The following is an 11,729-nucleotide window of genomic DNA, read 5'->3' as shown; positions in this document are numbered from 1 at the left end:
AAACCTGCATCATATCGGCCTAGAGCGCGGCATAGAGCCGTATCGGATACATGATATCTACAGATCAAAAGGTAAATATGGCAGTTTTAGACATTCTCACCGCACCCGATCCACGGCTAAAAGTAAAAGCTGAGAAGGTTAACGATATCTCATCGGTACAAACGTTAATCGACGATATGTTGGATACCTTGTATGCGACAGATAACGGCATCGGGCTGGCTGCAACTCAAGTTGGTCGAAAAGAGGCGGTGGTTGTTATCGACCTCTCAGAAGATCGCGACCAGCCACTAATTTTGCTTAACCCGGAAGTGGTTGATGGTTCAGATAAGGCGTTAGGTCAAGAAGGTTGTCTATCTGTGCCTGACTATTATGCCGATATTGAACGATTTACCTCGGTGAAGGTGTCAGCGTTAGATCGCAGCGGTCATCCTATTACCATTGAGAGTGATGAGTTTCTCGCGATTGTCATGCAACACGAAATCGACCATCTATCCGGTAACTTATTTATTGATTATCTTTCACCACTCAAGCGTCAAATGGCGATGAAAAAGGTTAAGAAATACCTTAAAGCGCACGCTTAGAACTGTGGATTTATTCAACTTTCTCTGAGGGTGAGTTGTTGCTCCTAACGAAGTGGATAGAAGGGGCAACATCACATTTTCCCATATTTTTTCGCACAATCGCTAGAAAAAAAATGACTCTTGATGGATTGTTAAGTTTGGTCCGCCAAAGCGTTTCAGTGCTGCGGTCGTTGTTTCCATCAAGGCGAGAGGACCGCATAAGAACGCCTCTCTATCGGTTAAATGTTCGATATGTCTAAGATCACTTTCTTGTAACCGCCTTTGTACTATCTCTAGTCTTGGCCTCGGAAACTCTTGGGTCATTTCATAGTACGAGGTATTGCCACTTGATGCGTCATGACCCATGCTCTGGAAGGCAAAGACCCGCAGGCGAATGTTGCTGGGTAGGGAAGCCGCTCGGTGCAAAAAGGGTTTCAGTAGATAAATATCATCATCACGGCCAGCAAACAGTAAGATAATGTCGGTTTCTAACTCTGCTCGGTTTGGTAGCTTGCGAGCAACCTGTAAGATGCCGTCCCACATCGCCATAAATGGCGTAATACCAACCCCGCCCGCGACCCAAAGCATCTTTGATGGAATAACAGGAAGACCATCGTCTGGTTTAGTGCTGAAGCAGCTAAATCCGGCCCCAGTCCCTTTGAAGTTGGGGTTGATTATACGGCGCGGATTTAAACTCTTTGGCGCACAATTTTGATGGAGTAAATTTGAAATCAATCCGCCGGGCTTACGTTTAACGGTTACTTTGATTTTATCAACAGGGCAAAACCTTGCGGCTTGAGGATCAAAATTTGCGGCGCTGGAGAGTGTCCAAGTTCGAATGTAATCATCGTTCACCACTTGCGGGTTGTTGTCATTCATATGTTGGTAGTCAGCCTTGATTAGCTGCGAAAAATCAAACACACCGAAACCACCAGGTGCGGGGAGGTTTATCGCCTTTGGCAACTGAAAGGTAAAGGTACTGACGTTAGCGGTGAGTCGTTCAACGGCTATCAACTTCGCAGACATAGGGGTTTCAAGCGGACTGCCTTCATTACTAAGGTGCCCCATCTGTTCTAACTCATGTTTTAAATACCTCACGGGTGGGTTGTAAGGCGAGAGTCGCTCGGCTGAAACCATCTTTAGATTTAAGCCTTGCTTGATGTGTACTGCGCCAGTTAGTTTGATGCGGGTTAATAAGCGAACACGAGGCATCAGTTGCTCGGCGTCTTCGTCAAACAGGTTTTCGGCATCTCCAGTTAGATACAAGAGATCGCCAGTATTGAAATCTGGAAATATCAAACCCACTTGCTTATCGGTTTCGATGTTGCCAAGTGACTGATAGAAACGGTTACCAGAATGATCGGGTAGGGTCAAAAAGGTCGTTACATTTTCTTCAATACACTCTTGGTAGAGTCGGACAAAGCCGGGTGTACCACCGCGATGGTTTAGCCCCATGTCTTGCTGGCTTTGACTCGCCCCAACATCTTTCGAGGTATGCTTGGTGGCAAGAAACAGCGTACTGGCCTCATTTATGAGTGCCTTACTAAACTTAGGCAGCTCTACATTGAGCGTTTCAAAGTGATCGAACACTATTTGTGCGTTACGTTGGTGATATTCCAACGAGCGAACCGTAATGTATTTGGGGCAGTTGCCTAGGTGTTGATCGGATGATAGCTTCAAGCCGATCCGACCCGAGGGTTCAAGCTCGACACTGTTTATACGGCCGGAAAACTTATTGCGTCGCCGATTGGAAAAATCAATACCGACCCCAGCAAACAGGGCGCTCTCTCGTGCCAAGGCCAGTTGTGTTTGTCTCAAAGCGCGTATAAAGGGTTCATCTACGACGGCTTCAGCGACGACTGATAGCCGGTTTTGCCCTGTGACCTTGACCCCGATAGAGTCGTCACCTTGTGCTTGTGTCACCAATAAGTTAACCCAAGGGCGCCCGTTGACGTCTACGGTTGCTAGCGGCAAGTAGGGCAATTCGGAATAGAAATTGGCATGCTCTGCCGGCATATCGGCTTCAACAAAATCAGGTATCCTCATAGTCAGTTCTTCGGGTGTATTGCGACGCTTTTGAATACTGAGTTCACCTGAGTGCAGGGTATGGGTTTTGCGCGAGTTCATAATGACTTTTCCTTTAGAAGATCGAATCCGTTACCGATTAAGATTCGGGCAAAGGCGAGCGTGCCATGCCAACAAACAGTGGCAGTGCCTCAATGCGCTTTAACCAGGCTTGAATAGCGGGGTAGGGCTCGAGACTGATGCCGCCCTCGGGCACATGAGAGATATAACTGTAACCGGCGACATCTGCTAAGGTGACGTTATCGCTAGCTAGGTAGTCTTGAGTTTTCAATCGGGCTTCGAGTACCGCAAACAACGTTTCGGTTTTCAGTTTTGCGGCGTTGTAGTCCAAAGGTGCGCCGAATACTTTGACGAGGCGTACCGCGCAAGGGCCATAGGCTATCTCTCCCGCAGCCACCGATAACCAGCGTTGGACCTCTGCCGCTTGCACAGGGTCTTGTGGTAACCACTCATAGCCATCACTGTATTTTTTCTCCAAGTAAATCAGAATTGCGTTGGAGTCCGATAAGGTTACGCCATTGTCATCAATGGCAGGCACCTGACCAAAGGGACTTAATTTAAGGTATTCCGGCGCTTTGTGGGCACCGTTGGCCATGTCTAAATCGATAGTCTGATAGGGTAGGTCGAGTAACGACAGCATCAGTTCAACACGGTGGCAATGTCCGGAGATGGGATTGCGATAGAGCTTGATTGGAGCATGTGATGGGCTAAATTTAACGTTCATTTTGCTATCCTCAGGGTGGCAGTTTACTGCGCAGCGTGAGCTCAGTTCACTTGTGCGACGAGCGAGATAAAGCTTGTCAGATCATCGCTTGCGATCTGCCAAACGGCTGTTCAGCGGGTGATAGAGTGACTTTAGATGACCGAAATGAAGAAATAATTGGTGTTATTAGCAATTGATTATTTCTGATTGTGCAATAATTATGATTGTCGGTTTTAGGCTGGGGTTGGCACATGGATAAGCTACACACCATTCAGGTATTTATCGAAGTTGCCAACTTACAAGGCTTCTCTGCAGCGGCGAATAAACTAGGGCTTTCAGCGCCAGTTGTGACGCGATCGATTGCTGAATTGGAGAGTCGTTTGGGTGCTAAGTTATTTAATCGAACTACGAGACATGTACGTCTAACAGAGGCAGGCGTGCGATTTTTGCAGGATGCCAAGCGCATTGTTGAAGAGTTAGAAGAGGCTGAGGCAGCCGTTAGAGGTGTTTACACTAAGCCCAGCGGTACCTTATCCGTGACAGCGCCAGTGTTATTTGGTGAAAAACACGTTATGCCTATCGTGACGGAATACTTGGAGCGCAACCCCGAAGTCTCGGTTAAAGCGATGTTTTATGACCGGATTACCAGCCTGGTTGAAGAGGAGTTCGATGTGGCGATTCGCATTGGACACCTAAAGGATTCTGGCTTGTACGCTGTTAAGGTCGGTGACGTTAGGCGTGTTGTCTGTGGAGCACCTAGGTATTTTGAGCAGCACGGTATACCAAAAACACCGGCTGACTTAAGCAAACATAGCATTATATTGCCTGTTCCTAGCGGGAACATAAGCCAGTGGACATTCCTTAATCAAACAACGAAACAAACCATCAAGCTCAACCCAAGATTGCGCTGCAATCAAATTTCAGCCGCTCGTAAGGCTGCGATTCTTGGCTACGGGATCACAAGTCTGCTCTCCTACCAAGTTGCACAAGAGATCGAAACAGGCAGTTTACAAGCCATACTCACAGAGTACGAGGAAGCGCCCATGCCGGTAAACGTGATTCACTTAGAGGGTCGTCGCGCGAACGCCAAAATACGCTCTTTTATCGATTTAGCCGCTGAATGTTTACGCAACAACCCATTCATTAACCAGTAAAACTGGACCAAACATAAACCTATCTTTGCATCGGTGCCTTATACAAAACGACCCTTTTGCGACCAAGCTTAATCTCAAGCTGTAATTTTTGTAGTAAGGCTGCATTTTAGAGCCGTTATGGTGATTTGGTGTTCGATTTATTTTATCCGATAAAATATAATCGCCAGCCGACCAAACCATCATCACAGCAGCGTCAAACACCATGTTCAAGAATATGTCTTTAAAGAACAAGCTGGCCTTGTCTGCTAGCCTTGCCATTATTATTGGCGGGTTAGTTGTCGAGGGGCTTTCGTTTACTAATGCCTTGCAGCGATTAAACCAAGATGTTGAGGAGCGATTGCAAGCGAGCGCCTCAGCGTATAATCACTATGTTGCCGATTGGCTTGCTTCTAAGCAACGCGCTTTGACGGCGATTCCAGCCAGGACAGAGATTGAACAGGTGATGCCGCACCTTGAGCAAATTCGTGACTCAGCCGCGTTTGATAACGTATTTATCGCCAGAGCAGATGGCTCGCAACGCAACGCCAACGGTGTCAGCCTACCACCTGGCAACGATGACCCGCGCGAGTGGGGCTGGTACATTCACGCCTTAGAAAACCCGGCTCGAGTTTTCGTAGATAACCCGACCGTAGCGGCAGCAACTGGGGCGAATGTGGTGTCACTAGGTAAGGCGATTCATCTATCTGGTGAGCAGTTTGTGCTCGGCGCAGACGTTGAAATTACTGATATTATTGCCGGCCTCAATCAGGTGATCTTGCCTGGCGACAGCAGTATGTTTATCGTTGATCGCAGCGGCACTATCTTTACTCATCGCGATGTTAGCTTACTCGACCAACCTATTAGTGCCTTGGGTATTGAGCAGGGCCAACTTCGTCAGTTAATCCAGGCTCATCAAAGTGAGGTCATCACAGTGACTGGGCAAGACTACGTGTCCCTTGCTTGGCCAATCGATGGTACCGATTTGGTCACTGTTGCGATGATCGAGCAGAGTTCTTTGATCGCGCCTCTCTACAGTCAAGTATGGCGCCAACTGTTGGCTACCGTGTTTTTCGTTATGCTGTGTACCATCGGATTTAACCTGCTATGTCGCGCGCTATTTCGCCCGATGCAAACCGTTTCTTCAGCACTTGCCGAAATTGCCCAAGGTAATGGCGACCTAACTCAACGTATCAAGCTCGACAGCAACGATGAAATCGGTGTACTGGCAAAAAACTTCAATACCTTTATGTCGAGTCTGCAAAGCCTGATTGGTCTTATTGGTGATCAAGCAGCGGAGCTTAATCGTCAATCCGATACGGGTTCAAGCCAAGTGAGTCACGCTGCCAATGAGATTAACAAGCAGCAACAACAGGTGACCTTAGTAGCCACTGCCGTAACTGAAATGGCCTCATCGACTCAAGAGATTGCCTCTCATGCCGAGCAAACCGCACAGGCGGCCCAGCAATCCAGTGGCAATGCTCAGACTGGGCGCGAGTTAGTTACCGGCACAAAAGTCGCGATTGGTGCGCTGGCGGGTGAGGTGACACAGGCGAATGAGGTGATTGGGCAACTGAGCCTACACGCTCAAGAGATCAATAAAGTACTCGCAACCATCCGTGATATTGCCGAGCAAACCAACTTGTTGGCGCTTAATGCAGCGATTGAGGCGGCGCGCGCGGGTGAGCATGGGCGCGGCTTTGCCGTGGTGGCAGACGAGGTCCGTGTTTTATCCCAGCGTACCTACAGTTCAACCCAAGAGATCGAAACAACCATCCAAACCCTGCAGCAGACCACACAGCAAGCGGTTGATCTGATGCAAAGCAGCTCCGAGCAAGCAGACCACTCCGTCACCAGCGCCGAGCAAGCGACTCAGGCTTTGGATGAAATCAGCTCAAGCGTCGAGCTTATCAGCGATATGGCCATGCAAATCGCCACTGCTGCTGGTCAGCAAAGCCAAGTCGGCGAAGAGATCAGTCAAAGCATGGTAGCCATAAAAGACGTCACCGACGCCCTAGCCGGCGTAGTCACCGCCAGCCAAGAAAAGTCTGCAAACCTAAAAACACAATCAGAACAACTCTACCAACGAGTCAACGTGTTCAAAATCTAACAGACAGGGGCGAGGAGCGAGTTACACTTTGTTCCGAGGAGCGAGGGATTAGTCACACGCGATTATCACTTCGCTTCCCGGAGGGCGATAGCCCGATCTCGCTACCCGCTTCTTCCTTTCAGGAGCGAGGGATTTACCACACTCGGTAAACCCCTCGTCCCCCGTAGGGCAAAGCCCGTCCCCGTCCCCCGCCCCTGTGTTTTACAAGTATTTTTCGATAGGAAATAGCTGAATAAACCGTGACTGAAAACGCTCCCAGCGTCCGGTGTCGGGGTCAGCATTCCAAGTTTGTCCACCTGAGTGCCAACGGATATCACCGTCGTCCAGCTCCAAGTGCCAGCTGTTCTCATCAAGCATGGTCTGCTCAATATCTTGCGCTAGCAGCTCGGCAAAGGCTTGATCTTCTATTAGCAGCACAGACTCGGTGTTGAGGTAGGTCGAGCGCAGGTTGAAATTAAACGAGCCGATTCCCGCATACTTTCGATCAAACACCACGGATTTGGTGTGCAGGCCATAAGGCACACTTGGCGCGCACTTAGCTGCATCCTTAGTGGATGTTTGACATAGGGCCGTGCTTGGCTTGAGTTCAAATAGCTCTACGCCGTGCTCAAGCATATCTTGGCGGCGCCCCGCGTAGCCAGAGTGGTTAGTCAGCAGATCGTTTGAGACCATAGAATTAGTCAGCGCTTTGATCTCAACGCCATCGTCTACCAAGGCTTGCAGGCCTTTAAGTTGACGGTCATCAAACACCAAGTAAGCCGATTCTATCAACACTTGCTGCTGGGCATTTTGCGCATAGCGGCCAAGTCGCAGAGCGGTCGCCTTGGGGACATCCGTATTGGCAGCATCATCTGGTACCGGCTGATCGGCGATAAACATCGCCCTAACCCAACTCATCCGCGCCATCACTTGCTTGAGATATTGATGAGCGGTGTCCTTATCTTGTGGCAGCGCGGGGTAGTTTTGATAAACAGGCACACTGACTCGACTGATATCAGGGATCTTTGAGTCCGCCTCACCGCCAAGGAGCGCGATCGGATAAGCCCAAGGACTGTCCCAGTAGGTGGTAAAGCTCGACTCAACCTCTGCGACCACATCGCCCATTACCAGCGCATCGCGATCGCGAAAATTGATCTCATCAGACAGGTCAAAGTACTCATCACCAATATTTCGGCCGCCGACGATGGACAGAGCGCTATCAACGGTAAAGGTCTTATTGTGCATGCGGCGGTTTAAGCGCGAGAAATCGCCCAATACGCGTAGCATCTTTGTCTTCCCTTTACGCGAAGGGATGGGATTAAAGATGCGGATCTCGATATTTGGGTGAGCATCGAGCGTGCTGAGAAGGTCCTCACGCTCGTTGAGATTGATGTCATCCAGCATCACTCGCACGCGTACTCCGCGCTCTGCCGCGGCAATCAATCGGCTGGCGAGGTAAGTGCCAGAGGCATCTGAATTCCAGATGTAATACTGAATATCGATACTTTGCTCAGCACTCTCGACTATGGCAAGACGCTGGGCAAGCGCATCCCAACCACTTTTTTGCAACACGACTGCACTATTGGTGAGTAGTTGTGCGCTAGACTGTTGCTCTTCAGCCATGGTCAACAGGGCACTATTGGTTGAAGTTACCGGCGCGGATGGCGAGGAATGGGTGATCTGTTCGGGAAGGGAGCTGCAGCCGCCAAGCAAAGTGGCTAGCAGGGCAAATAGACTGATGCGTTGGAGCACAGGCATAAAATCAAATTTCCTTTGTTTCTAATGGGGCACTCTATGACAACGTTGTGTGGCTTATTTTTATAGAGTAGTTTTGGTGGTGAAGTATATCAAAGGAAAAATTGTGAGTAGCAACAGAGTCTTGTTTAAACGCTCCTAACCGCGCTAGGTGGTTAGTTAATGGTCAAGCAAGGGCGTAAAGCGTGAATTAAACCCACGCCGAGATAATAATCTTGCTCTAGGCAGGTTAGGTTGAGGTGACTTGGGTATAATAATGGCGAATCATCGCGCTGCACTAGCCTCTAGTGCAGGAGTGCCAACCATTATTACCATACTCAAAGGGGAATCTTTTGTTAGAACTTAAAACGCTCGGGCTGTTCATGATCACCGCAATAGCGGAGATCCTTGGGTGTTATTTACCTTACTTATGGCTAAGAGAGGATAAGTCTGCTTGGTTGCTACTACCGGGAGTCTTGTTTTTGGGCTTATTTGCTTGGTTACTTTCCTTGCACCCTACCGCAGCTGGGAGAGTTTATGCTGCTTACGGTGGTGTGTACATCTTTGTCGCGATTATGTGGCTTTGGGTTGTGGACGGTATTCGCCCAACCCTATGGGATACAATCGGAGTGCTCGTCGCGATGACGGGTATGGCAATCATCATGTTCGCACCGCGCACTTAACTTATTTCGAGGGGCAGCCATCACAAGCCTTGCCCGGCTGAGAATCAACCAAAAGTTTGGTAATTATAGATTGTTCGTATGCAATGGAAACTCGAGCGATCTTTGCCCATCATAACCACGTAGGTAGCACTGGAGCAGTCAAAGGAGAACTCCCATGCAATTACTGGTTAAGTCATTTGAGGGCGATATTTATCTAGCCTACCGCGTCGATGGTAAAACGGAATCGCTGATTCGCGATGAAATGGATAGGGCGATCACTTTCCGTAGCCTCAACCAGGTTCGGGACTATTGTTCGGATGAAGTGTACCAATCAGCCGTCCTCCAACACGCATGTGTTTATGATGAAATGTGCGGCGGGGCAGTGGCTCCCGTCTCTGAGATGCAAATCGACTTGAAATGGTATTAACACCGAGCAAGTGGAAAATATCTTTGAAAACAATATACCTACCGTTAATATAGGCCTCTTAGCTGCACGCGCGTAACCATCGTTTCCAGCCCAGAGGCCTATATGCTACTCACCAATTATCACACTCACGGTCACTATTGTGACGGAAAAGGGTCACCCGAGGAGATGCTCGCACACGCCGAGCAACTGGGTTTCAAAGCCATTGGCTTTAGCTCACACGCTCCATTGCCTTTCGATAACGATTTTTGTATGCATCCAGATAAACTGGCTGCGTACGTCGAAGACATCAATAGATTGAAACTCCAATCAGACATTGAGGTGTATTTGGGGCTCGAGTGTGATTTCATCAATGGCGTCGTTGCTCCGAGTGATGCCAAGTGGCAGATGCTTAACCTCGACTACAAGATAGGCTCTGTTCACGCCTTGGCGGGACCTAACGAGCAGTATCCGATGTTGAGTGTCGACGGTCCGCTCGAAGAACTAGATCAACTCATCAATGGTGTTTACCAGGGGAGCGTGAGAGCCATGGTCGAGGAGTATTACCGCTGTGTTGCCGCGCTGTGCCGCTCGGGCGGGTTTGATATTCTTGGCCACTATGACTTAGTCAAAAAGCACAACCTTGCCCAGGGGCTATTTGACGAGCAAGCCCCTTGGTATCGTGAGGTGGCGATTGATACGCTTGATGCGGTTGCGCAATCCGGCGTCGTGCTCGAGGTTAATTACGGCGGCATTCTACGCGGCGCGACTCAATCGGCCTACCCATCGCACTGGTTGCTTGAAGCGGTCAAGGCACGTCATATTCCAATCCAGATTAATGCCGATGCGCATGCGCCTCATCATCTCGGAGTTCACCATCAAGCCTGTCGCGAGCAGCTACTGCAATTAGGCTTTACCGAGCAGCGCGTTTTACTCCAAGGCCGCTGGCAGGATGTGCCGCTGTAAAAGTAAACCTAAAGCGTTAACTTGGAGCGGCATTTACACCAACACATTATATCGCTCAGCGTTTGATTACGACGAGAGCGCTTGCCGCTTGAGTGGAATAAACGACAGGTAACGACTGGCAAATGGATTAGGGTTGTCGGCATTGAGGCTAGGGAATATATAGTCAATAGCCGTTTCACTCAGCCCAAACCAGCGGCAGAGCGTCGCTGCCATTTGCTCACTCGACAAGGTCGGTTTGATTTTATTTCCCAGCGCATTGACCCCATCCACTTTAAACTCTGGATAATCGCCATGGGCTTTGCTGGCATCAACGGCTTTACCCAATACAATCTGGTTCGACCCCCAACCATGATCCGTCCCTTGGTTGGCGTTCTCATTGATGCTGCGACCAAAATCCGACATGGTAAATACCAGGCTATCGTCGGTAAAACCGTCACGTTCAAGCGAGAGGTAAAAGCTTGCTAACGCGGCGTCAAGTTGTGCCAGTCGTTCGTCATTGCTGCCTTTGTGAGTATCCCAGCCGCCCATCACCACGGTAAAGACCTGGCGTGAATGTCCCAACCCCTTCGCGGCTTGCATCATTTGCTTCACGGTTTGCAGCGCTGGCGCTAGCTTGCCTCCACTGATGCTCTCATCGACCGGATACCGTGAGAGCTGAGCGCTGATCTGGGCCTGGGTTTGGTCCAAAAACCTCAGCCGCGCCAGCCATTCACTCTCAAGTGGGTCTTGTCCTGTCAAAGAGGAATAGGCCTTAAGATGGCGAGCGAATGCCGGAGAGTTTTCTAGCGCAGAGAGGCCGGGCATAGTGCCGGCATTGAGTTTAAGTTGGTTGGACTCTTGGCCACTGATACTAAACCCGCTGACATTAATCGACTCAGGCAGTGATTGGTCTGGCTGATGGAGAAAGTCCATCATCGCCCCAAGCCAGCTTCCCGTATAGGCTTGGCTGGCAGGATTCCAGCGAGTTTGCCACATATTAGTTGCTGAGGCGTGCGAGCCTAGGCTAGAGGGGCGCGGCTGATTACGATTGCCCAAGGGCTCTATCAAAGGGCCCACATTGGTGATGATGGTTCCTTTGTGCGAGTTTAATAGTTGATTGAGCTGAGGCATATTCGGGTGCAGGCCAAGCTCAACACCGTTATCTGTGCGCAGGCCTGTCGAGAGAATCGCGTGTTTTTCGACACCATTGGGGCGTGATTGGCGATATAGGTTATATTGCGCGTTATCTATGGGCAATACCATATTGAACGAATCGTTCCCTCCCGCCAGATAAACCGCTATCAGGGCTTTGTAGTCTTTTTTTCCTTGTGCAAGAGCGGTGGAGGGCAGCGTAAGACTGAGAGGGAGACTGCCAGAAGCCATAACCGCCCCCCCGGCTTTTAAAACTTGTCGTCGAT

General features: G+C 49.6%; 10 protein-coding genes. 6 read left to right on the top strand and 4 right to left on the bottom strand.

Annotated elements, in window-relative coordinates; all coding sequences use genetic code 11:
* Positions 1-77 precede the first annotated feature (77 nt).
* A complete protein-coding gene (gene def / locus ACSTTG_RS09960) occupies positions 78-581 on the top strand; it encodes a peptide deformylase (protein WP_438474691.1) in 504 nt (167 codons plus the stop codon).
* A 102-nt stretch (positions 582-683) separates the two neighbouring features.
* Here the strand turns inward: def and ACSTTG_RS09955 are convergent, their stop codons facing one another.
* Both ACSTTG_RS09955 and ACSTTG_RS09950 read right to left on the bottom strand, forming a co-directional pair.
* The gene (locus tag ACSTTG_RS09955) at positions 684-2,687 is read right to left on the bottom strand and encodes a hypothetical protein (protein WP_438474690.1); all 2,004 of its coding nucleotides are present in this window, start codon (positions 2,685-2,687) and stop codon (positions 684-686) included.
* Positions 2,688-2,724: 37 nt separating this feature from the next.
* Positions 2,725-3,369, bottom strand: a complete 645-nt coding sequence (locus tag ACSTTG_RS09950; protein WP_438474689.1) for a glutathione S-transferase family protein — start codon at positions 3,367-3,369, stop codon at positions 2,725-2,727.
* 230 nt (positions 3,370-3,599) lie between these two features.
* Here ACSTTG_RS09950 and ACSTTG_RS09945 point away from each other — a divergent pair, with 230 nt between their 5' ends.
* Both ACSTTG_RS09945 and ACSTTG_RS09940 read left to right on the top strand, forming a co-directional pair.
* On the top strand, positions 3,600-4,502 hold the full coding sequence (locus ACSTTG_RS09945; protein WP_438474688.1) for a LysR family transcriptional regulator: 903 nt from the start codon (positions 3,600-3,602) through the stop codon (positions 4,500-4,502).
* 202 nt (positions 4,503-4,704) lie between these two features.
* On the top strand, positions 4,705-6,588 hold the full coding sequence (locus ACSTTG_RS09940) for a methyl-accepting chemotaxis protein (RefSeq protein ID WP_438458552.1): 1,884 nt from the start codon (positions 4,705-4,707) through the stop codon (positions 6,586-6,588).
* Positions 6,589-6,789: 201 nt separating this feature from the next.
* Here the strand turns inward: ACSTTG_RS09940 and ACSTTG_RS09935 are convergent, their stop codons facing one another.
* Complete coding sequence (locus ACSTTG_RS09935) at positions 6,790-8,325, bottom strand: phospholipase D family protein (protein ID WP_438474687.1); 1,536 nt, start codon at positions 8,323-8,325, stop codon at positions 6,790-6,792.
* Between the two features lie 329 nt (positions 8,326-8,654).
* Between ACSTTG_RS09935 and ACSTTG_RS09930 the strand changes: the two genes are divergently transcribed.
* The 3 genes from ACSTTG_RS09930 (at position 8,655) to ACSTTG_RS09920 (ending at position 10,332) form a co-directional block, all read left to right on the top strand.
* Positions 8,655-8,984, top strand: a complete 330-nt coding sequence (locus tag ACSTTG_RS09930; RefSeq protein ID WP_438458554.1) for a YnfA family protein — start codon at positions 8,655-8,657, stop codon at positions 8,982-8,984.
* Positions 8,985-9,138: 154 nt separating this feature from the next.
* Positions 9,139-9,390, top strand: a complete 252-nt coding sequence (locus ACSTTG_RS09925; protein ID WP_438458555.1) for a DUF6482 family protein — start codon at positions 9,139-9,141, stop codon at positions 9,388-9,390.
* A gap of 102 nt (positions 9,391-9,492) precedes the next feature.
* Positions 9,493-10,332 (top strand): histidinol-phosphatase, encoded by an 840-nt coding sequence (locus tag ACSTTG_RS09920; protein ID WP_438474686.1) that lies wholly within the window; start codon positions 9,493-9,495, stop codon positions 10,330-10,332.
* 66 nt (positions 10,333-10,398) lie between these two features.
* Here the strand turns inward: ACSTTG_RS09920 and ACSTTG_RS09915 are convergent, their stop codons facing one another.
* Positions 10,399-11,694, bottom strand: a complete 1,296-nt coding sequence (locus ACSTTG_RS09915) for a DUF1501 domain-containing protein (RefSeq protein WP_438474685.1) — start codon at positions 11,692-11,694, stop codon at positions 10,399-10,401.
* Positions 11,695-11,729 lie beyond the last annotated feature (35 nt).

It is taken from the genome of Vibrio glycogenivorans, from assembly GCF_051660965.1.
In the GTDB taxonomy this organism is placed as follows: Bacteria; Pseudomonadota; Gammaproteobacteria; order Enterobacterales; family Vibrionaceae; genus Vibrio.
Note: the sequence above shows the minus strand (reverse complement) of the source record. Positions and strands in the feature narration are given on the sequence as shown.